Source organism: uncultured Jannaschia sp. (genome assembly GCF_947494055.1).
GTDB lineage: Bacteria > Pseudomonadota > Alphaproteobacteria > Rhodobacterales > Rhodobacteraceae > Jannaschia.
The window spans coordinates 175447-202211 of record NZ_CANLTR010000003.1; the positions used below are offsets into that span (position 1 = coordinate 175447).

The following is a 26765-nucleotide window of genomic DNA, read 5'->3' on the forward strand; positions in this document are numbered from 1 at the left end:
CTTGGGCGCGTACATCCTTCGACGTGTCCTGCTCATGATTCCCACGCTGCTGGGGATCATGGTCATCAACTTCGCGCTGATCCAGTTCGTGCCCGGTGGTCCCATCGAGCAGGTGCTGGCGCAGCTCGAAGGGGAGGGCGATGCCTTCTCGAACATCGCGGGCGGCGGCGACGCCGCGGGCGGGGGCGTGCAGCAGGGCGGCGACAGCGGCTATCTCGGCGCGCGCGGCCTGCCGCCCGAGTTCATCGAGGAGCTCGAGCGGCAGTTCGGCTTCGACAAGCCGCCGCTCGAGCGGTTCCTGAACATGATGTGGGACTACATGCGTTTCGATTTCGGCGAGAGCTACTTCCGCTCGATCTCCGTCGTCGACCTCGTGCTGGAGAAGATGCCCGTCTCGATCACGCTGGGTCTCTGGTCGACGCTGCTGGCCTATCTGATCTCGATCCCGCTGGGCATCCGCAAGGCGATGCGCGACGGCTCGAAGTTCGACACCTGGACGTCGGGCATCGTGATCGTGGCCTACGCGATCCCGGGCTTTCTCTTCGCGATCCTGCTGCTCGTGCTCTTCGCGGGCGGGTCGTATTTCAAGTGGTTCCCGCTCCGCGGCCTGACCTCGCCCGGTTGGGAGGACATGGGGACGCTGCAGCAGATCGGGGATTACCTGTGGCACATCACGCTGCCGGTGCTGGCCTCCACGCTCGCGGCCTTCGCGGGACTGACCCTGCTGACGAAGAACTCGTTCCTCGACGAAATCCGCAAGCAATACGTGACCACGGCACGCGCCAAGGGCCTGACCGAGCAGCGGGTGCTCTATGGTCACGTGTTCCGTAACGCGATGCTGATCGTGATTTCGGGCTTTCCCGCGCTCTTCGTGTCGGTCTTCTTCGGCGGCTCGCTCATCATCGAGACGATCTTCTCGCTCGACGGGCTGGGCCGGCTCGGGCTCGAGGCGGTGGTGACGCGGGATTATCCGGTGGTGTTCGGAACGCTCTTCGCCTTTTCGCTCATCGGGCTGGTGATGGGGCTCATCACCGACCTTACCTATGTCTGGATCGATCCCCGGATCGACTTCGAGCGGAGGTAGGCCGTGGCGCTCTCCCCTCTCAACGCCCGCCGCTGGTCGAACTTCAAGAAGAACGGCCGCGCCTTCTGGTCGCTCTGGCTCTTCGCGCTGCTCTTCGGTCTGTCGCTCTTCGCGGAGGTGCTGGCGAACGACAAGCCGCTGCTGGTGAACTACCGCGGCGATCTCCGCATGCCGATCCTGACCTTCTATCCGGAGACCGATTTCGGCGGCGACTTCCGGACCGAGGCCGCCTACCGCGAGGTCGAGGTGCGCTGCCTGATCGTCTCCGGCGGGCTCGTGGATTGCTTCGACGACCCCGAAGGCGTGATCGCCGAGGTCGAGGAGACGGGCGCCTTCGCCGGCGTGCCGGTCGAGCAGGGCTGGCTCCTCTGGCCGCCCATTCCCTACAGCTACGACACGGTGAACAACATCCAGGGCGCGGCCCCCTCCGCGCCGGACGCGGAACACTGGCTCGGCACCGACGACACGGCGCGCGACGTGCTGGCCCGCGTGATCTACGGGTTCCGCCTCTCGGTCGCCTTCGCGCTCATCACCACGTTCTTCGCCTCCGCGCTCGGTATCGCGGCCGGCGCGGTGCAGGGTTATTTCGGCGGCTGGACCGACCTGCTGTTGCAGCGGTTCGTGGAGATCTGGGGCTCCACCCCGTCGCTCTACGTCATCATCATCGTCGTCGCGATCATACCTGTCAGCTTCTGGCTCCTTGTCGCGCTCACCGTTCTCTTCGGGTGGATCGGCCTCGTCGGCGTGGTGCGGGCGGAGTTCCTGCGGGCGCGGAACTTCGAATACGTCCGCGCAGCCCGGGCGCTCGGCGTGAGCGACGGGACGATCATGTTCCGCCACGTCCTGCCCAACGCGATGGTCGCGACGCTGACCTTCCTGCCGTTCCTCGTGACCGGCGCGATCGGCGGGCTCGCCACGCTGGACTTCCTGGGCTTCGGCCTGCCGTCCTCGGCGCCGTCGCTGGGCGAGCTCACGCTGCAGGCCAAGCAGAACCTGCAGGCGCCGTGGCTCGGCTTCACCGCGTTCTTCACCTTCGCCATCATGCTCTCGCTCCTCGTCTTCATCTTCGAGGGCATCCGCGACGCGTTCGATCCGAGAAAGACCTTCGCATGACCCGTCCCGACCGCGTCCTCGACGTGCGCGACCTGCGCGTGTCCTTCCGGCAGGACGGGAAGGAGGTGCCTGCCGTGCGCGGCGTGTCCTTCCACGTCGACCGCGGTCAGACCGTCGCGCTGGTGGGCGAGAGCGGGTCGGGCAAGTCCGTCACCGCGCTCTCGACCGTGTCGCTGCTGCCCGACAGCGCGCGGGTGGAGGGGGCGGTGGACTACGAGGGGACGTCGATGATCGGCGCGCCCGAACGTGAACTTCGCCGGGTGCGAGGCAACGACATCAGCTTCATCTTCCAGGAGCCGATGACCTCGCTCAACCCGCTGCACACGATCGAGAAGCAGCTGGCCGAGAGCCTGTCGCTGCATCAGGGCCTGACCGGTGCGGCGGCGCGGGCGCGCATTCTCGACCTGATGGACAAGGTCGGCATCCAGGACGCCGAGAGCCGTCTCGGCGCCTACCCGCACCAGCTCTCGGGCGGCCAGCGGCAGCGGGTGATGATCGCGATGGCGCTGGCGAACGGCCCCGACCTGCTCGTCGCCGACGAGCCGACCACCGCGCTCGACGTGACGATCCAGGCGCAGATCCTAGAATTGCTGGCGCAGCTCCAGCGCGACGAGGGCATGTCGATGCTCTTCATCACCCACGACCTCGGCATCGTGCGGCGCTTCGCCGACCGGGTCTGCGTGATGAAGTCTGGCGAGATCGTCGAGGCGGGGCCGGTCGCGGAGATCTTCGACGCGCCCCAGCACCCCTACACGCAGATGCTCCTCGCCGCCGAGCCGCACGGCACGCCCGACCCGGTGGCGACGGACGCGTCCGAGATCGCGGCGACGGAGCACCTCAAGGTCTGGTTCCCGATCCAGACGGGTCTGCTGAAGCGCACGACCAGCCATGTGAAGGCCGTCAACGACGCGACGCTCTCGGTACGGGCGGGCGAGACGGTCGGCATCGTGGGCGAGAGCGGGTCGGGCAAGACGACGCTGGCCCTGGCGATAATGCGGCTGATCCAGTCCGAGGGGCCGATCACGCTTCTGGGCCGGCGGATCGACGGGCTCCAGACCAAGGAACTGCGACCGCTCCGGCAGGACATGCAGATCGTGTTCCAGGACCCCTACGGCTCCCTCTCGCCGCGGATGACCGTGGCGGAGATCGTGGCCGAGGGGTTGCGCCTGCACGACACCGGCGACGACCGCCCCCCGCGCGAGCAGGTAGCCGAGATCCTGTCGGAAACCGGCATCGACCCCGCCTCGATGGACCGCTACCCGCACGAGTTCTCCGGCGGACAGCGTCAGCGGATCGCGATCGCCCGGGCAATGATCCTGCGTCCGAAGCTCGTCGTGCTCGACGAGCCCACCTCCGCCCTCGACCAGACGGTGCAGGTGCAGATCGTCGAGCTTCTCCGCGACCTGCAGCGCAAGCACGGGCTGGCCTATCTGTTCATCAGCCACGACCTGCGGGTGGTGCGCGCACTGTCGCACAAGGTGATCGTGATGAAGCGCGGCGACGTGGTGGAGGCGGGCGACGCGGCGCAGGTCTTCGACGCGCCGCAGGATCCCTATACCCGTGCCCTGATGGCCGCGGCCTTCGACCTCGTCGCCGAGGGCGAGGCCGTGAGCGCCTGACTCAGCTTCCGATCATCACGGAGCAGGCGATCGCGTTCGCGCGCAGGCGCGTGCAGGCGCGCTGCGCCTCGCGCTCGGAGAGGCCCACGAAGCTCGGCTTGAATCCCCCACTGACCCGATCGACCCGGCGCAGCGCGTCGTCGAGCGTGTCGAGCTCCTGCAGCGCGGTGCGGAGCAGCAGCTTGTCGGCCGCCGAACGCGTGCCCTGCGGGTCGAGCTGGATGCCGTAATCCTGCCCGGAGGTGGAGGCGCGCGTGACCACCCGCGCCTCGCCGCGGATCGCGGAAGCCTGCAGCGCCCCGAGGTAGCTGCGCATCACGGGCCGCATCGACCGCGCCGGCGCGGTGACGCCAGGGCGCGTCGCGCCGTTATAGGTCGGAAGCTCCGGCTTGCGTTCCGTCACGCGGGCCGGGGCATGCGCGAAGCCGTAATCGAGCAGCTTCATGATCTGCGCGTTGCGCGTCGCCGTCGACCGGCCGCCGAACACGGTCGCGATGATCCGCACCCCGCTGCGCTCGGCCGAGGAGACGAGGTTGAAGCCCGCCGCGTTGGTGAAGCCGGTCTTGATCCCGTCGGCGCCGCGATAGGCGTTCAGGAACCGGCGATTGGTGTTGCGCACCTGCGTCACGTTGGCATCTGTCGAGCGCCGGGAGAACAGGTTGTAGTATTGCGGGTAGTCGTAGAACAGCCGCCGCCCCATGACGCTCATGTCGCGCGCCGTGCTGAGATGCCCCGAGCGGGTCAGGCCGTGGGCGTTCTTGAACGTGGAGTTCGTCATGCCGAGCGCTTCGGCGGTCCGGTTCATCCGCTCGGCGAAGGCGTCCTCGGACCCCGAGATGGCCTCGCCGATCGCGGTCGCGGCGTCGTTCGCGGACTTCACCGCCGCCGCGCGGATCAGGTAACGCAGCGCGATCTTCTGGCCGGCGCGCAGGCCCAGCTTGCTCGGCGGTTCGTTGGCGGCGTTCCGTGAGATCCGGACCTCGGTGTCGAGCGTGATCTCGCCCATGCGGACCGCCTCGAAGGCGATGTAGAGCGTGACCATCTTGGTCAGCGAGGCCGGGTGCAGCCGCGTGTCGGCATTGGAGGATTTGAGGACCTCCCCCGTCCGCGCATCCATCACGAACTCCGCATAGGGCGCGGCGCGTCCCGGAAGCGCGAGGAGGAGTGCGACAAGGAAGGGCATCAGGCCCGCAAGGACCCGGTTCGCAGAATGTCTGTTCACGTGACCGCTCATAGCCTGGGCGGCCCGATCTTGCGCCAGTGCCGCCGTGATAATCTTAATGAAACGTATACGGAACCGGTTAACAGATCCATAACGGACCGGGCTTGCCCAGAAAATGCCTTGGTTCGGGAAATGTCCCGCCAACATCTGGTGACGCGCGGGCGGGACCGCTACAAGACCTGTCGCGCCCGCGGTCGTGCGAATGAGCCCGATCGCCGGGCGCGGTCCGACTCACCCTGCGAGAGAGGTTTCCATGTCCGACGCACCGCCCGAAGCCCGCCGCAGGGCCGCGGACTGGTTCCGGGAGCTCCGCGATACCATCGTCGCCGCCTTCGAGGCGCTGGAGGTCGCGGGCGCGCCCGGCCCGTTCGCGGACCGTCCCGCCGGCCGATTCGAGGTGACGCCGACGCGACGGGCATCCGAGGACGGATCGGATGCGGGTGGCGGGCTGATGTCGATCCTGCGCGGGGGACGCGTCTTCGAGAAGGTCGGCGTGAACTGGTCGGAGGTGCACGGCGCGCTCGGCACCCGCGCGCAGGCGGCGATGGCGGCGCGCGGCGTGCCCGGCATGGCGGACGATCCGCGCTTCTGGGCCAGCGGGATCAGCCTCGTCGCGCATATGCAGAACCCGCATGTTCCGGCCGTGCACATGAACACGCGGAAGTTCTGGACGCCGCATGCCTGGTGGTTCGGCGGCGGGGCGGACCTGAATCCCTGCCTCGAATACGACGACGACACGGCGCAGTTCCACGCGGTCCTGCGCGACGCCTGCGCGAAGCATCCGCCGCTCGACGGGGAGAATCGCTACGAAAAGCTGAAGGCCTGGGCGGACCGCTACTTCCACATTCCGCACCGGGGCCGGGCGCGGGGCGTCGGCGGCGTCTTCTACGACGATCTGAACACCGGCGATTGGGAAGACGACTTCGCCTTCACACAGGATGTCGGCCGCGCGTTCCTGCCGGCCTTCGTGCCGCTGGTGGAGCGGCGGCGCGGGCAGGATTGGAGCGCGGCCGACAAGCATGCGCAACTCGTCCATCGGGGGCTCTACGCGGAATACAACCTCGTCTACGACAGGGGCACGAAGTTCGGGCTGGAATCCGGGCACGACGCGAACGCGGTGCTGATGTCGCTGCCGCCCGAGGCGAAGTGGCCTTGACTCAGGCCCAGACGGTGTGGAAATCGGCCGCGTAGCCTTCGCTCGCGATTCCGGCGCCGGTTGCCGTCAGCGCGCCGAGCCGCCCCAGCTCGTCGCCGCATTTCGCCGCCGCGCCGTTGCCGCCGCAGAGGACGCTCACGCCGTCGCCCGCCGCGTCGATGTAGGGCAAACCCGTTTCGGTCCAGACGACGGCGCAGGGACCACGCGACTCGGCCTCGATGGCGAGGTCGGGCATCACGGCACGCAGTTCCGCCATGAGCCGCGCCGCGACCCGCGCGTCGCCGTTGCCCCGGAACCAGTCGCGCATGTCCTTGGCCGAGCCGATGCGCGGGCTGTCCACCTGCCCGCCGATCTTCAGGTAGAGCTGGCCGTCCGGATAGCGCACCGGCGGCAGGAGGTAGAGATCGTGGTCCCATCCCTCCGGCACCCAGATGATGGGCGGCATCTCCGCCAGTCGGGCGCCTTCGGCCTCCGAGATGCGGGCGAAGGCGATCGTCCGTGCCCAGACCTGCATCTTCGGAACGCGGGGCAGCAGCCCGTCGATGGCGACATGCGGACCGGTGGCGACGACGACATGCCCGGCCGAGACTTGCGTGCCGTCGGCGAGCGTCACGACCCGTCCGTCCCGCGTCGTCGCGGCCTGCGGGTAGAGCCGGGCGCCGGCCTTGGCAGCGAGGGCCTGCTGCGCGTCCCGCATGGCGCGCGGGTCGATCCAGCCGCCCTGCAGCGCCTCGTGGCTCGCAAGGCTGTCCGGGGGCAAAGCGAGGCCGAAACCGGCGCGCACAGCCTCCGCGTCGAGGATCTCGGGCGCATCGTCCAGCGCCTTGGCGACGGCCTGGAACCTGTCGGTGAACCCGGCCATCGGCCCCTCTTGCGGACCGGCCATCAGCGCGCCCGTCTCGCGGAAGATCGACCGGCCCGACCGCGCCTCGAGGTCGCGGTAGCGCGCGATGGATCGACACGACAGGCGCGACCAGTCGGCGTCGCTCGCCACCCGGCGGGTGATGCGCGCGGCGTCGAAATGGCTGCCGAAGGGGCCGTCCCAGCGTGCCGCGTCCGCCGGTTCCGGCGCGGCGATGAGCGCGACGGAATGACCCCCCTCCGCAAGGTAGCGGGCGCAGGGTGCGCCCATCATGCCGCCGCCGATCACCACGACGTCGAAGGTCTCCATTCCCGTCACGCGTTCTCGCGCAGCGTGTCGATCATCCGCGCCACGTTGTCGGGGTCGGCGTCGGGCGTGATTCCGTGGCCGAGGTTGAAGACATGCGGCCCGCCCGAAAGCGCGTCGCGGATGCGTCGCACCTCCGCGTCGAGCTCCGGGCCACCGGACACCATGTGGCGCGAGGCGAGGTTGCCTTGCACGCAGCCGTCGGGCTGGATCGTCTCCGCGACCCATTCGGCCTCGACGGAATCGTCCACCGCGACGCAATCGGCCCCCGTGGCCGCATGGAAGCCGATATAGTTCTGGCCCGCCTCGCGCGGGAAGGCGATGACGGGTAGACCCGGATGGCGGGCCTTGAGCGCGGCGGTGATGGTCCGCGCGGGCGCCACGGCGTAGCGGTCGAAGTCGTCGCCTCGAAGCGAACCGGCCCAGCTGTCGAAGATCTTCACCACCTCCGCCCCGGCCTCGACCTGCGCGGAGAGGTACTCGATCGTCGCCGCGGTCAGCACGTCGATCAGCGCCTCGAAGGTCGAACGGTCCTCCGCGATCAGGCGGTGCGCGGGTGCCTGATCCGGCGTGCCGCGCCCCGCGATCATGTAGGTCGCCACCGTCCAGGGCGCGCCGGCGAAGCCGATCAGCGCAACTTCGGGGGGTAGGGCGCCGGCGAGGTTGCGGACCGTCTCGTAGATCGGCGCCAGTGTCGCATGCACCTCCGCCGCGGGCTTCAGCCGGGCGAAGTCCTCCGGCCCGGTCACGGTCGAGAGGCGCGGCCCCTCGCCGGTGACGAACCACAGATCGGCGCCCAGCGCCTGCGGCACGAGGAGGATGTCCGCGAACAGGATCGCCGCGTCGAAACCGAAGCGCCGGATCGGTTGCAACGTCACCTCGGTCGCGAGTTCGGGGTTGTAGCACAGCGACAGGAAGTCGCCAGCCCGCTCCCGCGTGGCGCGGTATTCCGGCAGGTAGCGCCCGGCCTGCCGCATCATCCAGACCGGCGGCACGGGAAGCGTCTCGCCGGCGAGCGCGCGAAGCAGGGGTTTCGTCATCGGGGTCCTCCGGGTCTGGACAGCACCTGCCCAGCGGGGCAGGGCGTGTCAACGCGAAGGAGGCCCGATGAAACCCACCCCGGACATGCCCTGCCGCATCGGAACCCGCGGCTCCCCGCTGGCGCTCGCGCAGGCGCACGAGACGCGCGACCGGTTGGCCGCCGCCTGGGATCTGCCCGAGGCCGCGTTCGAGATCGTGGTGATCCGCACGACGGGCGACCGGGTGCAGGATCGGGCGCTTCGGGAGATCGGCGGCAAGGGGCTGTTCACCCGCGAGATCGAGGCGGCGCTGCTTGCGGGCGAGATCGACCTCGCCGTGCATTCGATGAAGGACATGCCGACCTTGCAGCCCGAGGGGCTGGTGATCGACACCTACCTGCCGCGCGAGGACGTACGCGACGCCTTCGTCACGCTGGACGGCCGGGCGATCGCGGACCTGCCGCAGGGCGCGACGGTCGGGTCGTCCTCGCTCCGCCGGCGGGCGCAGCTGGCGCACCGGCGGCCGGACCTGAACCTCGTCGAGTTTCGCGGCAACGTGCAGACCCGGATGGGCAAGCTGCGCGACGGGGTGGCGGACGCGACGTTCCTCGCCATGGCGGGGCTGAACCGGCTCGGCATGGCGGAGGTGCCGCGGATGCCGATGGACACCGGCGAGATGCTGCCGGCCGTGGCGCAGGGCGCGATCGGGGTGGAGCGGCGGACGGACGACCGGGGCATGGCGGAGATGCTGGCGGCGATCCACGACCACGCGACCGGGTTGCGGCTGACCTGCGAGCGGGCGTTCCTCGCGACGCTCGACGGATCCTGCGAGACGCCGATCGCGGGTCTGTCGGATCTCGTCGGCGGTACGCTGGCGTTCCGGGGCGAGATCCTGCGCCCCGACGGCTCGGACGTGCTCGTCAGCGCCGGCGAGGCACCCGTCGAGGACGGCGCGGCGCTCGGCCGCGATCTGGCGCGCGACCTGCTCGACCGTGCGCCGACGGGCTTCTTCGACTGGCGCGGGTGACCTAGTTCTTGGGCGAGGCGGTCTGCTTCGCCCAGGGGCCGTGCTGATGCGTCTTGCCGTTCCGGTGCTCGAATCCGTGCAGGCCGAAGAAGTCCCGCTGGCCCTGGATCAGGTTCGCCGTGCCGCGCGCCGTCCGCATCGCGTCGAAATAGGCCAGCCCGGAGGAGAGGGCGGGCGTCGGGTGGCCGTTCAACGCCGCTTCCGAGACGACCCGCCGCAGGGCGCGCTCGTGCTGCTTCAGCAGGTCGGCGAAATGCGGCGTCCACATCAGGTTCTGTCCCGGATGTGCCGCGAGCGCGGCGGCCATGTCGTCGAGCATCGCCGAGCGGATGATGCAGCCCTCCCGCCAGAGCCGGGCGACTTGCGGCAGGTCGACATCCCACCCATGCGCCTCGCAGGTCGCGGCGATCATCGTGAAGCCCTGAGCGTAGCAGAGGATCTTGCCCGCGATCAGCGCGCCCTCCAGCGTGTCGCGGTCGAGCGTGTCGAAGGCCTGCGGCGCCGCGCCGAAGAGGTCTTCGCCCGCGGCGCGTTCCTCGAGCCGCGCGGAGATGTTGCGTGCGACCACGGCGGCCTCGATCGCGGGGATGGGCGTGAGCAGGTGCTGGCTCTCGATCGCGGTCCAGCGGCCGGTGCCCTTCTGCCCCGCGGCGTCCACGATGACCGATAGCAGCGGCTCGCCCGTGGCCACGTCCTTCGCGCGCGCGACCTTGCCCGTGATCTCAATCAGGTAGGAGGCCAGCGTCCCCTCGTTCCAGCCCTCGAAGACGCCGGCGATCGCCTCGGGGCCGAGCCCCTCGCCGTCGCGAAGGATGCCGTAGATCTCGGCGATCATCTGCATGTCGGCGTATTCGATGCCGTTATGGACCATCTTGACGAAATGCCCGGCCCCTTCCGGCCCGAGCAGTCCGGCGCAGGCCTCGCCCTCGTGCTTGGCGGCGATGGCGGTCATGATGTCCTCGACCCGCGCCCAGCATGCCGGGTCGCCGCCGCCCATGATCGACGGGCCGTGCCGGGCGCCTTCCTCCCCGCCGGAGACGCCGACGCCGAGGAACGGACCGTCGCCCGCGCGGCTCCGCCGGTTGGTGTCGTGGAAGTTCGCGTTGCCGCAATCGATGATCAGGTCGTCCGCGTCGAGAAGGGGGCGCAACGCGGCGATCTGCTGGTCCACCGGATCGCCGGCCGGGACCATGAGGATGATCGAACGGGGCTTCGCGATGGCGGCCACGAAATCCTCGAGGCTCTCGGCGGGCGTGAAGCGGGGGGCGAGGTCGCCGGCTTCGGCCACGAAGTCCCGCGTCACCTGCGTGGTGCGGTTGAACACCGCGATGTCGAAGCCCTTCTCGGCGATGTTGGACGCGAGCGCCGCGCCCATCGTGCCGAGGCCGATCAGGCCGATCCGTGCTGTTGCGTCCATGTCCACTTCCCCCGCTGTACCGTCCGGGACGGCTAGAGCGTCGGCGCGGAATTGGGAACCCCGGCGGGATTCGCTTTGCCCCGACGCGAACGGGCGGCCCCGGCGGGACCGCCCGTCCTGTTCCTGACCGGCAGGCGGATCAGAGGACGAAACTTACGATCGCCACGACCACGACCACCACGCCGATTATGTAGAAGATGCTGTTCATTGCGGTTGCTCCTCGTGCGGACGGGACCGGTCCTCGGCCCCGTGGTGCGGAGACAACGCCGCCGGCCCGTTCACGTTCCCGCGACCGTAGCGTCGCCCGCTTCGTCCCGATCGACGGTTGCATTGCCGGCGGCCTCCGCCGACGTTCGGTCTCGAGCTTTGGAGGGTGACGGATGTTCGACGTGACCATCGCCGGCGCGCTTGCCGCCGGACTTCTGTCCTTTCTGTCGCCCTGCATCCTGCCGATGGTGCCGTTCTACCTGTCCTACCTCGCCGGCGGCAGCGTGCAGGCATTCGAGGCGGGTGCGGCGCCGGCGGGCACGCGCCGCCGCGCCGTGATCGCGGCCCTGGCCTTCGCGGCGGGGGTCGCGACGATCTTCGTCGGGCTCGGCGCGACGGCCACGGTGTTCGGGCAGGTCGTGCGGGACTGGCTCGACGTGTTGCGCTGGCTGGCGGCCGCGATCATCCTCGCGATGGGGCTGCACTTTCTGGGCGTCGTCCGGATCGGCCTGCTCTACCGCTCCTTCGGGCAGGGGACCGGGACCGGCGGCTCCGGCGGGATCGTCTCGGGCTACGTGATCGGCCTCGCCTTCGCCTTCGGCTGGACCCCTTGCGTCGGACCGGTCCTCGCGGCCATCCTGTTCATGGCGGGCGCGCAGGAGAGCGTGTCGCGCGGCATGGTGCTGCTCCTGACCTACGCGGTGGGCATGACGGCGCCCTTCGTGCTGGCCGCGGCCTTCGTCGGGCCGTTCATGCGCTGGATGCGGGGGTTCCGGCGGCACCTGCCGAAGGTGGAGCGGATCATGGGGGCGGCGCTCGTGGTCTTCGCCGTGCTGATCGCGACGCAATCGATGAACGCGATCGGGAACTGGATGCTGCGATTCTGGCCGAATATCGGCTGAGGGAGGACGTGATGAGGGAATGGATCTTGGGTGCCGCGACCTGCCTCGCGCTCGCGAGCGGGGCCGGGGCGGTGGAGCTCAATTCGGACGGGTTGCATGCGGCGCCCTGGATCGAGGAGACGTTCAAGGATCTTCGCGAGGATCTGGACGACGCCAACGCGGCGGGGCAGCGGCTGATGCTCATCGTCGAGCAGCGCGGCTGCATCTACTGCGAACGGATGCACGAGGAGGTCTTCGTCGTGCCCGACATCGAGGCGTCGCTCGCGGAGGACTTCTACGTCGTGCGGCTCGACCTCTACGGCGGGGTCGAGGTCACCGATTTCGACGGCGAGGTCCTGACCGAAAAGGCGGCGGCCCGGAAATGGGGTCTGAACTTCACGCCGACCATGCTGTTCCTGCCGGAAGCCGTGCCCGAGGGCGCGACCGCCGAAACCGCCGCAATCGCCACCGTGCCCGGCGCCTTCGAGGCGGACACGGTGCGGCACATGTTCAGCTGGGTGCTGGCCCACGGCTACGAGGGCGACGAGACATTCCAGGAGTACCATTCCCGCCTGCTTCGCGCGGGCGAGTAGTGCGGCCCGCGGTTATGCGGTCCTGCGGGTCCCGTTGCAAGCGCGGGTCACGCGCGCTAGATCCTCGATCGAAGGAAGGGAGATGCCTGCGATGAAACGACCCCTGACCGGCCCCCTCGTCGGCATCGTCCTGTCGCTCATCTTTGGCGGCGCGGCACTCGCGGCCGAAATCGTGCCGCCGGCGGAGGTTCCGTTCGACGAATACGGCTCGGTCGAGACCTCGCTGACCGGCACGCCCGGCGATCCCGAGAACGGCCGCGCGCTGATGAACAAGGGCGCGGGGAACTGCATCGCCTGCCACCGCGTCACCGAACTCGAGGAGCTGGGCTTTCTCGGCACGATCGGTCCGGTGCTCGACGGGGCCGCCGATCGGTGGACGGAGGCCGATCTTCGCGGGATCGTGGCGGATGCCAAGCGGACCTTCCCCGAGACGATGATGCCGTCCTTCTACAAGGCCGGCGGCTATGTCCGGCCCGGCGACGGGTTCACCGGCACGGCCGCCGAGGGCGAACTCGCGCCGCTGCTCGCGGCGCAGGAGGTCGAGGATCTGGTGGCCTATCTCATGACGCTCCACGAAGGCTGAGGGGCGAACGCTGATGCGGAGAGGATCGACACGATGCAAGTGACACGACGCGACACCCTGGCGCTCGGGCTCGGCGCGGCCGCGCTGGCGGCGCTGCCGCTGCGCGCGCAGACGGCCAATGCGAATATCGAGGCGGCGATCCTCGACTTCACCGGCGATGCCGAACTCGCGGACGGAGGCGTGACGCTCACCGCGCCCGAGATCGCCGAGAACGGAAACACCGTGCCGATCAAGGTGGAAGCGCCGGGCGCGAGCGAGATTCTCGTCCTCGCCGCCGGCAACCCGAACCCCCAGGTCGGCCGCTTCGCCTTCGGCCCGCTCGCGGCCAGCCAATACGCCTCGACCCGCATCCGGCTCGCCCAGACGCAGGACGTCATCGCCATCGCCAAGCTCGAGGACGGCAGCTTCGCGCGCACCTCGCAGGAGGTGAAGGTCACCATCGGCGGCTGCGGCGGCTGAACCCAGAGGAGAGACACATGGCAGACGGCGTGAAACCCCGCGTCCGCGTCCCCGACGAGGCAACGGCCGGGGAGGTGATCCAGATCAAGACCCTGATCAGCCACCCGATGGAATCCGGGCAGCGGCGGGACGACGACGGCAACCTGATCCCGCGCTCGATCATCAACCGCTTCACGGTGGAGTTCGGGGGCGAGAGCGTGATCGACGTCGCGCTGGAGCCGGCGATCTCGTCGAACCCGTATTTCGAGTTCGAGGCGACGGTTCCCTCTTCGGGCACCTTCGTCTTCACGTGGTACGACGACGACGGCGACGTCTATACCGAAGAAAAGACGGTTACCGTCGCCTGAACGCGGCCGGGATCGCGGGGAGGATCGAAATGAAGACGCGCATGCTCACGCTGGCCGGCCTGCTGCTGACGGGCCCGGCTCTGGCCGATCCGGACGACGACGCGCTCGTCATCAACGGCGAAATCGAGATCGTGACCGAGGCGCCGGCGCCCGTGCATCTCTCGGACGTGTTCGACACGATCTATTCCGGCTGGCGCTACCGCAACGACGAGACGCAGGTGATGGAGTCCGACGATTTCGAGAACCCCGGCATGCTGGGCGTCGAGGCGGCGCGCGACGACTGGGTCGAGGTTGCGGGCACCGAGGAGGAAAGCTGCGCCTCCTGCCACGGCGAGCCGGAGGAGATGGCCGGCGTGCGACCGGTCTATCCGAAGTGGAACGAGGATGCGGGCGAGGTCCGCACGCTGGAGATGCAGATCAACGATTGCCGCACGTCCCGCATGGGGGCGGAACCCTGGAAATACGCGGGCGAGGACATGGTCGACATGGTCGCGCTGATCTCTTCGGTCTCGCGCGGGATGCCGGTGGACGTGGCGACCGACGGGCCCGCGCAATCGACCTGGGAGGCCGGGCGCGACATCTACTACACCCGCTACGGGCGGCTGGAACTGGCCTGTGCGAATTGCCACGAGGACAACAGCGGCAACATGATCCGCGCCGACCATCTGAGTCAGGGGCAGATCAACGGTTTCCCGACCTATCGCCTGAAGAACGCGCAGCTCAACGCGGTGCAGTCGCGCTTCAAGGGCTGCATTCGCGACACGATGGCGGAGACGTTCGAGCCGGGCTCGCCCGAGCTTGTCGCGCTGGAGCTCTACGTGGCCTCGCGCGGCAATGGCCTGTCGGTCGAGGGGCCGAGCGTCCGCAACTGAACCGACCGACACGTGGGGACGCACGATGATCGCACGGCGCGACTTCCTGCAGGCGGCGATGGCGGCCTCGGCGATCTGGGGCGGCGGCGCGAACTGGTCCCGGCTCGCCGCGCAGCAGGCGATGACGCAGGACGACCTGCTGGCCTTCGAGACGACCGGCAACGTCACGCTGATCCACATCACCGACATCCACGCACAGCTCGTGCCCGTCTGGTTCCGCGAGCCGGGCGTCAATATCGGCGTGGGCGCCGCCGCAGGCAAGCCGCCGCATCTGACGGGCGACGCCTTCCTGCGCCACTACGGGATCGCGCCGAACGCGCCCGCGCAATACGCGCTGACGTCGGAGGATTTCGTCGCGCTCGCCCGGGCCTACGGGCAGATGGGCGGCGCCGACCGCATCGCCACGGCGGTCAAGGCCATCCGCGCCGATCGGCCCGACGCGCTGCTCCTCGACGGCGGCGATACCTGGCAGGGGAGCCTGACGGCGCTCCGGACCGGCGGGGCGGACATGGTGCGCGTGTTCAACGCGCTGGGCACAGCCGCGATGACCGGCCACTGGGAGTTCACGCTCGGCCTCGACCGGGTGAACGAGATCATCGACGGCGAGCTCGCCCACCCCTTCCTCGGCGCCAACATCTTCGACGCCGAATGGGACGAGCCCGCCTACGAGCCCTACACCATGTTCGAGCGCGGCGGCGTGCCGGTCGCCGTGATCGGCCAGGCCTTCCCCTACACGCCGATCGCCAATCCGGACTGGATGTTTCCGGGCCTGAGCTTCGGCGTGCGCGAGGCGCGCATGGCCGAAGTGGTGCGTCAGGCCCGCGCGGCCGGCGCGCAGGCGGTGATCCTGCTGAGCCACAACGGCTTCGACGTGGACCGCAAGATGGCGGCGAACGTGCCGGGCATCGACGTGATCCTGAGCGGGCACACCCACGACGCGCTGCCCGAACCGGTCATCGTCGGGCGCACGCACGTGATCGCATCGGGCAGCCACGGCAAGTTCCTGAGCCGCGTCGACCTCGACGTGCGCGACGGGGCGGTGCAGGCCGTCGCCCACAAGCTGATCCCGATCTTTTCGGACGTGATCGCCCCCGATCCGGACATGGCCGCCCTCGTCGCGGCGGAACGCGCGCCCTTCGCGGAGGAGCTCGGGGCGGTAATCGGGCGGACGGATTCGCTCCTCTACCGGCGCGGCAACTTCAACGGCACCTGGGACGACCTGATCTGCCGCGCGCTGCTGGAGGAACGCGAGGCCGACATCGCGCTGTCCCCCGGTTTCCGCTGGGGCGCGAGCCTGTTGCCGGAACAGGACATCACCCGCGAGGACATCTTCAACGTCACCGCGATGACCTATCCCGAAGCCTACCGCACCCCGATGACGGGCGAGCAGCTCCATACGATTCTCGAGGACGTGGCCGACAACCTGTTCCACCCCGACCCCTATTACCAGCAGGGCGGCGACATGGTCCGCGTCGGCGGCATGGGCTACCGGATCGACGTCGCCGCACCGCGCGGCAGCCGGATCGGCGACATGACGCTTCTCGCGACGGGCGCGGCGATCGAACCGTCCGCGACCTATCAGGTCGCCGGCTGGGCCAGCGTGACCGAAGGGGTCGAGGGGCCGCCGATCTGGGACGTGGTCGAGCGCTACGTCGCCCGCACGGGCACCGTTTCGGTGGAGGCGAACGACGTCGTGCAGGTCGTCGGGCCCTGAAGATGGTCGCGGGAGGTTGGTGGCGGTGCAGGGACTTGAACCCCGGACACGCGGATTATGATTCCGCTGCTCTAACCAACTGAGCTACACCGCCACTGGCGCGCGGGATACGGTTCGCGGCGAGGTCCGTCAAGGCCCGTCGGCGCTGCTTTTCATCGCCGGCCTTGCGTGACACATCCGGGGTGGGAGGCATCGGCATGAAGGACGATCGACAGACGGCGCTCGACGCGCTGCGGGACGTGCTGGGCGACCGGCATGTCCTGACCGGACAGGAGACCGAGCGCTTCGCGCGGGACTGGACCGGGAAGTGGCACGCGGCGCCGGTCGCGGTCGTCCGTCCGGCCGATACCGACGAGGTCGTGCGCGTCGTCCGGATCGCCGCACGACACGACCTCGCCATCGTTCCGGTCGGCGGCAATACCGGCCTGGTCGGCGGCACGTCGAACGACGGCGCGCTGATGGTCTCGCTCGAGCGGCTGACCGGGATCGCGGTCAACCCGGACACCGCCACCATGGAGGCCGGTGCCGGGGCGATCCTGTCGGATGTCCACGACCGGGCGGCTGCCCACGATCTGATCTTCCCGCTGACCTTCGGCGCGCGTGGGTCGGCGCGGGTCGGCGGGTTCCTCTCGACCAATGCTGGCGGCTCCAACGTCGTGCGCTACGGCTCGACGCGCGGCCTCGTCCTGGGGCTGGAGGTCGTGCTGGCGGACGGGCGCGTGCTCGACCTGATGAGCCACCTGCGCAAGGACAATACCGGCTACGACCTGCGCGACCTCTTCATCGGGGCGGAGGGCACGCTCGGCATCGTCACCGCCGCGGTCCTGCGCCTCCTGCCGAAGCCGAGCCACCACGCCGCCGCGCTGGTCGCGGTGCGCGACCTGCCGACCGCGCTGTCGCTCCTGCGGCGCCTGCAGACCGCGACCGACGGCGCCGTGGAGGCGTTCGAGTACATGCCCCGGGCCTACATGGCCGCGTTGGCCGCTCACCGGCCCGACCTGCGACAGCCCTTCGGCCTCCACGACCATACCGTGATGATCGATCTGGGTGGCTTATCGCGGCCATTGAGCGCGGCGCTGGAGGACGTGCTGACCGAGGCGGTCGAGGCGGAACACGTCCTCGACGCGATGATCGCGCAGAACGAGGCGCAGCGGGCGCATATCTGGGCCATGCGCGAGGCGGCCGCCGAGATCACCTTCACCCGCCTGCCGATCGTCGATACCGACGTCGCCCTGCCGCTCGACGCGGTGGCGGATTTCGTTCAGGAAATGGAGGATCGTCTCGCACGGCTCGACGCGGGGGCCGAACATCTGATCGTGGCGCATCTGGGCGACGGCAATATCCACCTCACGATCTACCCTACGCGGGACGCGTCCGACCATCTCGATGCCATCCGGGAGATGGTGGAGGACGTCACCGTCGAGATGAACGGCTCGATCAGCGCGGAGCACGGGATCGGCCTGTCGAAGCTCGCGACCCTGTCCCGCCGCAAGGATCCGGTCGCGCTCGACGTGATGCGGGCGATCAAGACGGCGCTCGACCCGGAGAACCGGATGAATCCCGGCAAGGTCGTTCCGCCCCGGACATGACGCCGCACGGACCGGCGGAGGGATGCCGCATGACGCGTACGGACTTGGCGTCAGCCTGTACCGTGCTATCGTCGCCATCGAGGTTGCCGTTCGAGGATTGGCGCATGACGGAATTTTTTACACTCTCCGCTCTCGGCTTCGTCCTGTTCGCCGCCGTGAAATTCCTGACGCTTCGCCCCGCCGAGGAGGAGCCGTCCGACGAGCCGCAGGGCCGCTAGCCGCCGAGATGCCGTGTCCCGCGCGTGCGGGCCAGCGCGATCTGCCGCATCCGTTCGCGGAACCGGGCCCGGTCCGGGGCGCTGAACTCGTTCACGCAGCGATGGCAGGCGATTCCGGCCTCGTAATCGGGGTGGCGGGTCTCCGCGACCGATAGCGGTCGGCGGCAGGCGTGACAGAGGACATGATCGCCGGGCCGCAATCCGTGCCCCACGCTGACCCGGTCGTCGAAGACGAAGCACCCGCCGCGCCACAGGCTCTCGGCTTCCGGCACGCGCGCGAGGTAGTCGAGGATGCCCCCGTCGAGATGCACGACATCCGCGACCCCGTCGGCCCGCAGGAACGCCGTGGCCTTCTCGCACCGGATGCCGCCCGTGCAGAACATCGCGACGCGCTTGCCCGAATGGGCCTCGCGATTGGCCGCCCACCATTCGGGGAACGCGCCGAACGTCTCCGTTCCCGGGTCGACGGCGCCCGCGAAGCTGCCGATCGCGACCTCGTAGGCGTTCCGCGTGTCGATCACCACCGTGTCCGGATCGGCGATCACCGCGTTCCAGTCCTCGGCCGCGATCTTCCGGCCGACCGTCGTGGGGTCGAGGCCGGGCTGCCCCATCGTGACGATCTCCCGCTTGAGCCGGACGCGCATCTTCCCGAAGGGCAGCGTCGCGGCCTCGCTGAATCGCGGGGCAAGACCGGCGCAGCCGGGCAGGGCGCGCAGATGCGACAGCACGGCGGCCACCCCGTCGGCGCGGCCGGCGATCGTGCCGTTCAGGCCCTCCCGCGCCAGCAACAGGGTGCCCCGCACGCCCGACGCCGCGCAGACCTCCATGAGCGGTCCGCGCAGCGCGGCCGGGTCGGCGAAGGGCGTGAAGCGGTAGAGGGCGGCGACGGTGAACACGCCCGGCGAATAGGCGATTGCCCCCGCCGCCTCAACCGATAGGCTCGGGGCGCAAGGAGACCCGCCATGACCCGCGCCCTCATCGTGATCGACGTCCAGCTCGGCTTCTGCCCCGGCGGCAACCTCGCCGTGCCCGACGGTGGCGCCATCGTGCCGGGGATCAACGCGCTGATGCCCGAATTCCCGCATGTGATCCTGACGCAGGACTGGCACCCGGCGGGCCATTCCTCCTTCGCCTCCTCGCACGAGGGGCGCGCGCCCTACGACGTGGTCGACATGCCCTACGGTCCGCAGGTCCTCTGGCCCGACCACTGCATCCAGGGCAGCGTCGACGCCGCCTTCCACCCCGATCTCGACGCCGTCCGCGCCCGGGCCATCGTCCGCAAGGGCATGAACCCCGCCATCGACAGCTACTCCGCCTTCTTCGAGAACGACCACGCGACGCCGACCGGGCTCGACGGCCTGCTCCGCACCCTCGGCGTCACCGACCTGACGCTGGTCGGCCTCGCCCTCGACTTCTGCGTGAACTTCTCCGCAATCGACGCCGCGCGCCTCGGCTACGCCGTAACCGTGCGCGAGGACCTGACCCGCGCCATCGACCTCGACGGCTCCCGCGAGGCCGCCCGCGACGGCATGGCGGAGGCCGGCGTCACGCTCGCCTGAACCCGCCCGGCGGAACACGCTTCCCCTCGCGCCCCCGCCTTGCTTTAACCCGTCACGCACGGCCCGGAGGGACACATGCAGGACATCGCCACGCGCGTCTGGAACCACAAGTGGAAGATCGACCCGATCGTCCGCTCCCTGATCGACACCGACTTCTACAAGCTGCTGATGTGCCAGTCCGTGTTCCGCAACCGCCCGGACACGCAGGTCACCTTCTCCCTCATCAACCGCTCCGCCCATGTCCCCCTCGCGCGCCTCATCGACGAGGGGGAGCTGCGGGAGCAGCTCGACCACGTCCGCTCCCTGTCGCTGGCGCGCGGCGAATCCACCTGGCTTCGCGGCAACACCTTCTACGGCAAGCGCCAGATGTTCCGCCCAGATTTCATGGAATGGTTCGAGGCCCTGCGCCTGCCGCCCTACGATCTGCAGCGCGTGGGCGACCAGTACGAGCTCACCTTCGAGGGTGCCTGGCCCGAGGTCATGCTGTGGGAGATCCCGGCGCTGGCCATCCTCATGGAACTCCGCTCCCGCGCCACGCTCGCCGATATGGGCCGGTTCGAGCTGCAGGTCCTCTACGCCCGCGCCATGACCCGCGTCTGGGAGAAGGTGGAGCGCCTGCGCAAGCTCCCTGACCTGCGCCTCGCCGATTTCGGCACGCGGCGGCGCCATTCTTTTCTCTGGCAGGACTGGTGCGTGCAAGCCCTGCGCGAGGGGCTGGGGAAGAACTTCGCCGGCACTTCGAACTGCCTCGTCGCCAAGAACCGCGACCTCGAGGCGATTGGCACCAACGCGCACGAGCTGCCGATGGTCTATTCCGCGCTGGCCGACGGCGATGCCGCGCTCGCCCGCGCGCCCTACGACGTGCTGGCCGACTGGCACGAGGAGCACGAGGGCAACCTGCGCATCATCCTGCCCGACACCTACGGCACGCCCGGTTTTCTGGAGCGCGCGCCGGACTGGCTGGCGGGCTGGACCGGCATCCGCATCGATTCCGGCGACCCGGCCGAGGCGGCGGAGACGGCCATCGCCTGGTGGAAGTCCCGCGGCGAGGACCCGGCCACCAAGCTCATCATCTTCTCCGACGGCCTCGACGTGGAGCTCATCGAGACCCTCCACACCCGCTTCCACGGCCGCGTCCGCCTGTCCTTCGGCTGGGGCACGCTGCTCACAAACGACTTCCGCGGACTGGCCCCGGAGGACGGGCTGGCCCCGTTCTCGCTGGTTTGTAAAGCCGTGGCGGCGGAGGGGAGGCCGACCGTCAAGCTCTCGGACAATCCCCGGAAGGCGATGGGACCGGAGCGGGAGGTGGCGCGCTACAAGCGGGTCTTCGGGGTGGGGGCGCAGGAAGCGTTGGAGGTGGTGGTTTAAGAAGAAATGCCGCGTGCTGCTACTACTATTGGTTCAGAAGAGACAGATGGCGAAGAAATTATGTCGATAGCCTGTTTTCGAAGCTGACGGTTAGCCGCATAGGATCTTTTGCCTTGTCGCCCATTTTGAATTGCAAATCCATACCTTACAAGGAGATCGATAATTTCGGGGCAATCATGCGGCTGCGATGATCTAAGCCACGCAGAAGAGCGCTTTCAAGCCGTCCGCTTCCGGACTGAAGGTAAATTTTTCTAAGACTAACAATCAGCACTCTCAAGCCTAGCGGAAGTTCAGTGTCGAGAATATGATCCGCAGTCTCGAAAAAACCTCCAAAATCATCGACATCGCAAGATACGAACTGATCTTGCGATAAATCGAACTCATTCAACCTGCCCTCTAAATAGCCGATAAGGCAGCCGCGAAAAACAACGTTAGAGTAAAATTCATCTGGTTGCGGCAGAGTCAGCCTTGAAATGATTGAGTCAACGAAGGTAAACTGCGCGCCATCGAACTCCTCGTTGGACAGATCAATATGGTTAACTTGTATGCCTTGAAGGGTCAAACTAGGCTTACTACCCCCACCTCTACAGATCAAAACTGCTATGTCAAAAGCTACTTGATTTTTTTCTACCTGCATAGCGTATTCTAAGGCTGCTCTGACTACACCAGCATCCGTTTTCCTTACCTTCAAATCAGCATTTGACACAAGTAATCCTAAGTCAGAAACAGGTTCACTTACGTCTTCGTGCTCCGATTGTAAGAACCCGTCGCCATACGGCGAGCGAACGTAATCTGAAAGTGCAATACCTGCACAAGCATTTTGAAAATCTTCATCAATAAAGCTGCGGTTTCCCTCCTGATCACTCGCTACTCCGAGCCCCGGAAGCCGCAAAAGTAAGTTCCTATCTTCTTCTAAAATAGAATTCCCAGTAATTGCTAGAAACACAGACTCAATCTCTGTCTGGGAGAAGCTCTTTTGACCGAGTGGCGTCTGGCGGGCTCGCACCGCAAGACCGCCTAGAAATCTTTTCATCGTTTCAGCGTCTACGCCTTCAGATTGACCCGCTTCACGAGAGAATATCATCTCCATAAGGTTCAACCACGTTGCGCCTCGCTGAATGTCTCCATCGGCCTGCTGTTCCGTAATTTTTTCAAGTATTCTAGACGATGCAAGATAGGTCAAAAGCAAAGGGCGGCTCGGTAGCCAGTCAGGTAGAGCCGAGCTTAGCCCTTTCTTTTTAAGAAAAAGCTCAGCTTGAGCTTCATCAAACGGTTGAAGCTCTAACTCGCAGAAGCTATCCGATTTAAGACCTAAAGCACTTCGAAGTTCGCTTCTAGAGTCGAAGTATCCATCTCGACCAACGAGTATAACGCCGCATCGTTGTGGTGTACCGTCAATCAAAGCTCGAACGCCTTGGTGAACACGTTTGCGGTATTCGCGAAGCTTTCTGATATCGCCAGTCCAGCCTCGTGTCGATATTTCATCAAAGCCGTCGATTAACAGATCGACGTAACCAGCTCCCCATGCCTTAACTAAACCTTGAGGGTCAACTCCGATATTTCGAGCGTGGCGCTCCAGTATTTCTTCTGGGTAGTCTTGACTATTGTGTTGGCGAAGATTGATTGCAACCGGCGTTCTGAAATAGCTTCCTGTTCGTGAATCGTCCTTTAGCTTGAAGAACAGTTCACGTAAAAGCATACTCTTCCCCAATCCATAGCCTGATGTTACAATATATCTTTGACCTTGTTTTATATTTCGACTCAGTTCGTCCACTGAAATATTAATTTGGCTATCAATAGTTGAAATCGTAGGTTCTACATAATCGTTCCGTGGGATCTCGTAGCCTTTTTCAAAATGATCATAGACACTGCCAAAAGGTCGATTTGATCGGCACTGGATGTACTCTACGGTATCGAATAGCTTTCCCCGTAATGAACTAAAGCTTATTAACCAAACAGTATTAAAGCGTGCGTATTGCTTCGCTGCGTCTCTTTGATCGGCTGTAGGTTCCTGTTCAGTAACGACATACCCCTTAGCCATATTACCTGCGGTTCTGCACTTTCGTACGAGATCGTGCGTTTTTTTGAGGTCATTCTCAGCTTTTAAGTTACTCTTTCCGGTTGTTGCTTCGACAACCGTGATAAAATCGCCGTTCCAAAACACACCGTCTCTTTCTCGGCCTCCAACATTTGTAGCGCCCTGCGTTTCTGAGCCCCCAAACAAGCGCCGGGCAACGCGAATGACTTCGTCCTCGAAGGCTTGATGGTCTGGATTTGTCATTTGCGCCTTCTTGTTCGTTGTCGTGTGATTCGATTATTTTTATCGAAAGCTGGCCGGGTTTCGAAGAGTCTTGATTTCCGCGCGCCGCTTCTTCGCTTCCAGCCGCTTGCGCTTCTGGTTGGCCGAGACGCGCGTCTTCACCCGCTTCTTCGGCGCCACGCTCGCCGCCCGCAGGAGCGCCGCGAGCCGGTCGCGGGCGATCTCGCGGTTGCGGGTCTGGGAGCGTTCCTCGGAGACCTGGATCACCACCGCCCCGTCCTTGGTCCAGCGCCGCCCGGCCAGCCGCCGGAGCCGCGCCTTCACCGGGCCGGGCAGGGCCGGGGAGCGCTCCGCCTCGAAGCGCAGCTCCACCGCCGAGGACACCTTGTTGACGTTCTGCCCGCCCGGCCCGGAGGCGCGCACGAACTGCTCCGTCATCTCCCAGTCCTGGATCTCGATCTGCGGGGTCACGTGAAGCGGCACGGGCGGAGCGACATCCTCGTCGGGGGCGGGGGGCGTGTGACACGGCCATAACACAGCCGTAACACAGCCGTAACACGCGGCGAACACGGGGTTTGAGGGGGGTCCACGGGCCGCGTCAGGCGCCCGTCGGAGGCGCGGATCGGGGGCATCCGAAAACGAAAGAAGGCCGCTCCTCGACACGGGAACGGCCTTCCGAAAGTTCAGGAGGCGGGGTCGGTTAGGTCATTGACCCGCCACGGAAATAAGTGCCGAGGGGCTGCCCTAGACACGGCCCTCCGAAGTTGTCCCGACCGCATTCTCCACCATCTTTCTAGACACTGGATCACCTCCTTTCGCTGGGTTGTCGATACGCCGGACCTTGCCATAGATTTCGTACCGGTCAACCCCCCTCACACCATCCGTCGCCGAAACTTCATGACCACAACCCGGAACGGCACCAGCGCCACCAGCGCCACCCCGAGCTTCACGGTCCAGTCCGCCAGCGCCAGCGCCACCCAGAGCGGCCCGAACGCCGTCCCCTCCTGCGCCCAGGCCACGTCGCCCCACGCGGCCGGCAGCGCCACGAAGCCGGCGAAGGCGATCGAGAAGAACAGTGCCGTGTCCACCACCGAGCCGATGATGGATGATGCGAGCGGCGCCACGAACCAGCGCCGGTCGCGCAGGCGGGAGAACACGCCGAGGTCGATGAGCTGCGCCGCGAGGAACGCCGTGGCTGAGGCGAGCGCGATGCGCAGGGTCACCAGCGGGCCGAACTCGCCCATGATCTGCGTGCCGACGAGCGAGCAGAGAAGGCCGGTCGCGAAGCCGGCGAAGACGACCTTTCGCGCCGCGTCCGGTCCCTGCAGGCGATTGGTCAGGTCGGTGACGAGGAAGGCTAGCGGGTAGCTGAACGCACCCCAAGTGAGCCAGCCGTCGGCGATTAGGAACTGCACGCCGATATTGGAGGCGACGACGATGACGGCCATCGCGGCGATGGCGGGAAGGAGAGACATTCCGGATACCCGTTTTGACATGGTGGTCGGAGACATGGCCCCGAAAGGCAGCCCGCCCTCTAATCCGCGCCGGACCAGGGCGCAAGTCCGGCCGTCGAGAACGCCTCCGGGATCCTGTCGTGGCCCTCGAGAATCAGGTCCGCCATCACCTCCGCCACCTTCGGTGCCATCCCGAAACCGATCTTGAAGCCCCCGTTGGCGATGAAGTGTTCCGGTCGCCCGGGCCAGGCCCCAAGAAGCGGCGCGCGCGAGCGGGCGCGCGGACGGATGCCGGCCCAGCGTTGCAGAACGCCCGCGTGAGCGAGGTCAGGCACCGCGGCGCGGGCGCCCACGAGGAGGGCGTCGAGCCGTGCGTCCGTGCCCGCGTCATCGAAGTCGCGTTCGGTGGTGGAGCCGACGGCCGTCGTCCCGTCGGCATGCGGCACGACATGTAACCCGTCCACGAAGAGTTGCGGCCGGTCTCGCCGGTCGAGATCGAGGAGCACTGCCTGCCCCTTCACGCCCACGCCCGCGGTCCGGCCCTGCGCGTCCGAGAGCGTTCCGAGGCCCTGCCACCCTGTCGCGTGAAGGACTGCGCCGCTCGTCGGGCCCGTGGAGACGATCTCCGCACCCTGCGCGTCGAGCGCCCGTTCGAGCGCATCGCAGGCACGCGCGGGATGGATGCGGGCGGAGAGCGTGTCGCGGATCACGCGGGGCGTGCCGGGCGACCACGCCTCCGGCGCCGGCTCGACCTGCCACGTCGCAGCGCCGCGCCAGAGGTGCCGTGCCCCCTCGGCCCGGTCTGCCGCGAGCGCTTCCGCCGCCGCGTCGGAAATCGGCTGCAGGCGGCCCGTGCGCGCGTAGCCGGGATCGCCGCCGCCCGCCGCCGCGACCTCGGCCCACCAGGCTTCGGACATCAGCAGGCTGTCGAGCTGGAACGCCTTCTTCGCGTTCCATTGCTCCGGCACGTGCGGCGCAAGCGCCCCGACGATGCCGCCGGAGGCGCCGGACGCGACGCCGTTGGGGTCGATCACGCGCACCCGCGCTCCGCGTCGAGCCATCGCCCAGGCGCAGGACAGGCCGAAAATGCCGGCCCCGAGGATCGTCGCGTCGATTGCCAAAGCCGGTCCTTCGCGTCATGCCGTCGGTTCGATCGCACGGCGAATAGGGCAGGGGATGCGCGACGGAAACCCATCGCCGGAACTGGACTGGCGCGACGGCACGCCGGTGGCCCGCCGTTTCGACGATCCCTACTTTTCCCTCGCCGACGGGGTGGAGGAGACACGGCATGTCTTCCTCGGCGGCAACGACCTGCCCGCGCGCCTGCGCACCGGCTTCCATATCGCCGAGCTCGGTTTCGGAACCGGCCTCAACGCGCTCGTCCTGGCGGAGGCCTGGACCGGACCCGGTCGGCTGCGCTTCACGTCCTTCGAGGCCTGGCCGATGGCGCGGGACGACATGGCGCGAGCGCTCGCGGCCTTTCCTGCGCTCGACGCGACGGCGCTGCTCGACCAATGGCCGGCGCGACGCATCGCGCTCGCGGGCATGGATGTCGAGATCGTCGAAGGCGATGCACGGCGAACGCTCTCCGTATGGGACGGGCGGGCCGACGCCTGGTTCCTCGACGGGTTCTCGCCGGCGCGGAACCCGGAGATGTGGGGGGCGCCGCTGATGGCGGAGGTCGCGCGCCACACTGCGCCGGGCGGAACCTTCGCGACCTACACCGCCGCCGGCCACGTCCGGGCCTCGCTCGCCGAGGCGGGGTTCGCGGTCGAGCGGCGCCCGGGCTACGGACGCAAGCGGCACATGACCCGAGGCGTCCTGCCGGCCTGACGG

Annotated in this window: 25 protein-coding genes and 1 tRNA gene; 16 read left to right on the top strand and 10 right to left on the bottom strand. The window is 67.5% G+C overall.

All coding sequences use genetic code 11. The features are described 5' to 3' along the window. Nucleotide 1 precedes the first annotated feature (1 nt). The 3 genes from Q1A87_RS04385 to Q1A87_RS04395 are packed head-to-tail and all read left to right on the top strand — an operon-like array spanning nt 2 to nt 3816. The gene (locus Q1A87_RS04385) at nt 2–1084 is read left to right on the top strand and encodes a microcin C ABC transporter permease YejB (protein WP_299647436.1); all 1083 of its coding nucleotides are present in this window, start codon (nt 2–4) and stop codon (nt 1082–1084) included. 3 nt (nt 1085–1087) lie between these two features. Continuing rightward, entirely contained in the window at nt 1088–2197 is a 1110-nt protein-coding gene (locus tag Q1A87_RS04390) for an ABC transporter permease (RefSeq protein WP_299647438.1), read from the top strand. Then, a complete protein-coding gene (locus Q1A87_RS04395) occupies nt 2194–3816 on the top strand; it encodes an ABC transporter ATP-binding protein (RefSeq protein WP_299647440.1) in 1623 nt (540 codons plus the stop codon). Before Q1A87_RS04390 ends, Q1A87_RS04395 begins: the two co-directional genes overlap by 4 nt. Nucleotide 3817: 1 nt before the next feature. Here Q1A87_RS04395 and Q1A87_RS04400 read toward each other — a convergent pair whose 3' ends face one another. Beyond that, entirely contained in the window at nt 3818–4999 is a 1182-nt protein-coding gene (locus Q1A87_RS04400) for a D-alanyl-D-alanine carboxypeptidase family protein (protein WP_299647661.1), read from the bottom strand. 292 nt (nt 5000–5291) lie between these two features. Here Q1A87_RS04400 and hemF point away from each other — a divergent pair, with 292 nt between their 5' ends. Continuing rightward, nucleotides 5292–6194, top strand: coding sequence for an oxygen-dependent coproporphyrinogen oxidase (gene hemF, locus Q1A87_RS04405; protein WP_299647442.1), 903 nt, complete (start codon nt 5292–5294; stop codon nt 6192–6194). A gap of 1 nt (nt 6195) precedes the next feature. Here the strand turns inward: hemF and Q1A87_RS04410 are convergent, their stop codons facing one another. Together Q1A87_RS04410 and hemE are read right to left on the bottom strand one after the other, a co-directional pair. After that, the gene (locus tag Q1A87_RS04410) at nt 6196–7365 is read right to left on the bottom strand and encodes an FAD-dependent oxidoreductase (protein WP_299647663.1); all 1170 of its coding nucleotides are present in this window, start codon (nt 7363–7365) and stop codon (nt 6196–6198) included. 5 nt (nt 7366–7370) lie between these two features. Next, complete coding sequence (gene hemE, locus Q1A87_RS04415; protein WP_299647444.1) at nt 7371–8402, bottom strand: uroporphyrinogen decarboxylase; 1032 nt, start codon at nt 8400–8402, stop codon at nt 7371–7373. Nucleotides 8403–8469: 67 nt separating this feature from the next. Here hemE and hemC point away from each other — a divergent pair, with 67 nt between their 5' ends. Then, nucleotides 8470–9408, top strand: a complete 939-nt coding sequence (gene hemC, locus Q1A87_RS04420) for a hydroxymethylbilane synthase (RefSeq protein ID WP_299647446.1) — start codon at nt 8470–8472, stop codon at nt 9406–9408. A 1-nt stretch (nt 9409) separates the two neighbouring features. Here the strand turns inward: hemC and gndA are convergent, their stop codons facing one another. Next, nucleotides 9410–10825, bottom strand: coding sequence for an NADP-dependent phosphogluconate dehydrogenase (gene gndA, locus Q1A87_RS04425; RefSeq protein ID WP_299647448.1), 1416 nt, complete (start codon nt 10823–10825; stop codon nt 9410–9412). A 380-nt stretch (nt 10826–11205) separates the two neighbouring features. On the opposite strand from gndA, the gene Q1A87_RS04430 reads away from it, so the two are divergent. The 7 genes from Q1A87_RS04430 (at nt 11206) to soxB (ending at nt 16481) form a co-directional block, all read left to right on the top strand. Beyond that, nucleotides 11206–11934 (top strand): cytochrome c biogenesis protein CcdA, encoded by a 729-nt coding sequence (locus tag Q1A87_RS04430; protein ID WP_299647450.1) that lies wholly within the window; start codon nt 11206–11208, stop codon nt 11932–11934. 11 nt (nt 11935–11945) lie between these two features. Next, on the top strand, nt 11946–12506 hold the full coding sequence (locus Q1A87_RS04435) for a thioredoxin family protein (protein ID WP_299647452.1): 561 nt from the start codon (nt 11946–11948) through the stop codon (nt 12504–12506). Nucleotides 12507–12597: 91 nt separating this feature from the next. Continuing rightward, nucleotides 12598–13089, top strand: coding sequence for a sulfur oxidation c-type cytochrome SoxX (gene soxX, locus Q1A87_RS04440; RefSeq protein ID WP_299647454.1), 492 nt, complete (start codon nt 12598–12600; stop codon nt 13087–13089). 33 nt (nt 13090–13122) lie between these two features. Continuing rightward, nucleotides 13123–13548 carry a thiosulfate oxidation carrier protein SoxY gene (soxY, locus tag Q1A87_RS04445; protein ID WP_299647456.1) on the top strand — a complete coding sequence of 142 codons (426 nt, stop codon included), beginning with the start codon at nt 13123–13125 and terminating at the stop codon, nt 13546–13548. A gap of 17 nt (nt 13549–13565) precedes the next feature. After that, complete coding sequence (gene soxZ, locus Q1A87_RS04450; protein WP_299647458.1) at nt 13566–13895, top strand: thiosulfate oxidation carrier complex protein SoxZ; 330 nt, start codon at nt 13566–13568, stop codon at nt 13893–13895. Between the two features lie 29 nt (nt 13896–13924). Next, complete coding sequence (soxA, locus tag Q1A87_RS04455) at nt 13925–14767, top strand: sulfur oxidation c-type cytochrome SoxA (protein ID WP_299647460.1); 843 nt, start codon at nt 13925–13927, stop codon at nt 14765–14767. A 25-nt stretch (nt 14768–14792) separates the two neighbouring features. Further along, nucleotides 14793–16481: a thiosulfohydrolase SoxB gene (gene soxB, locus Q1A87_RS04460; RefSeq protein ID WP_299647482.1), complete on the top strand. Its 1689-nt coding sequence runs from the start codon at nt 14793–14795 to the stop codon at nt 16479–16481. Between the two features lie 17 nt (nt 16482–16498). Here soxB and Q1A87_RS04465 read toward each other — a convergent pair. Beyond that, a tRNA-Met gene (locus Q1A87_RS04465) sits at nt 16499–16575 on the bottom strand. A gap of 103 nt (nt 16576–16678) precedes the next feature. Here Q1A87_RS04465 and Q1A87_RS04470 point away from each other — a divergent pair. Continuing rightward, the gene (locus tag Q1A87_RS04470) at nt 16679–18070 is read left to right on the top strand and encodes an FAD-binding oxidoreductase (RefSeq protein WP_299647484.1); all 1392 of its coding nucleotides are present in this window, start codon (nt 16679–16681) and stop codon (nt 18068–18070) included. A gap of 214 nt (nt 18071–18284) precedes the next feature. On the opposite strand, the gene Q1A87_RS04475 is transcribed toward Q1A87_RS04470, so the two are convergent. Then, nucleotides 18285–19184 (bottom strand): rhodanese-related sulfurtransferase, encoded by a 900-nt coding sequence (locus tag Q1A87_RS04475; RefSeq protein ID WP_299647486.1) that lies wholly within the window; start codon nt 19182–19184, stop codon nt 18285–18287. 66 nt (nt 19185–19250) lie between these two features. Here Q1A87_RS04475 and pncA point away from each other — a divergent pair, with 66 nt between their 5' ends. After that, nucleotides 19251–19847: a bifunctional nicotinamidase/pyrazinamidase gene (pncA, locus tag Q1A87_RS04480; RefSeq protein ID WP_299647488.1), complete on the top strand. Its 597-nt coding sequence runs from the start codon at nt 19251–19253 to the stop codon at nt 19845–19847. Nucleotides 19848–19922: 75 nt separating this feature from the next. Beyond that, nucleotides 19923–21215, top strand: a complete 1293-nt coding sequence (gene pncB, locus Q1A87_RS04485; RefSeq protein WP_299647490.1) for a nicotinate phosphoribosyltransferase — start codon at nt 19923–19925, stop codon at nt 21213–21215. A 145-nt stretch (nt 21216–21360) separates the two neighbouring features. On the opposite strand, the gene Q1A87_RS04490 is transcribed toward pncB, so the two are convergent. The 4 genes from Q1A87_RS04490 to Q1A87_RS04505 all read right to left on the bottom strand — a co-directional run bounded on the left by Q1A87_RS04490 (nt 21361) and on the right by Q1A87_RS04505 (nt 26050). Beyond that, nucleotides 21361–23496, bottom strand: coding sequence for a hypothetical protein (locus tag Q1A87_RS04490; protein WP_299647491.1), 2136 nt, complete (start codon nt 23494–23496; stop codon nt 21361–21363). 39 nt (nt 23497–23535) lie between these two features. Beyond that, on the bottom strand, nt 23536–23958 hold the full coding sequence (gene arfB, locus Q1A87_RS04495) for an alternative ribosome rescue aminoacyl-tRNA hydrolase ArfB (RefSeq protein ID WP_299647493.1): 423 nt from the start codon (nt 23956–23958) through the stop codon (nt 23536–23538). A 389-nt stretch (nt 23959–24347) separates the two neighbouring features. After that, on the bottom strand, nt 24348–24950 hold the full coding sequence (locus Q1A87_RS04500; RefSeq protein ID WP_299647495.1) for a queuosine precursor transporter: 603 nt from the start codon (nt 24948–24950) through the stop codon (nt 24348–24350). Nucleotides 24951–25009: 59 nt separating this feature from the next. Continuing rightward, on the bottom strand, nt 25010–26050 hold the full coding sequence (locus tag Q1A87_RS04505; protein ID WP_299647497.1) for an FAD-binding oxidoreductase: 1041 nt from the start codon (nt 26048–26050) through the stop codon (nt 25010–25012). A 55-nt stretch (nt 26051–26105) separates the two neighbouring features. Between Q1A87_RS04505 and mnmD the strand changes: the two genes are divergently transcribed. Continuing rightward, nucleotides 26106–26762: a tRNA (5-methylaminomethyl-2-thiouridine)(34)-methyltransferase MnmD gene (gene mnmD, locus Q1A87_RS04510; RefSeq protein ID WP_299647499.1), complete on the top strand. Its 657-nt coding sequence runs from the start codon at nt 26106–26108 to the stop codon at nt 26760–26762. Nucleotides 26763–26765 lie beyond the last annotated feature (3 nt).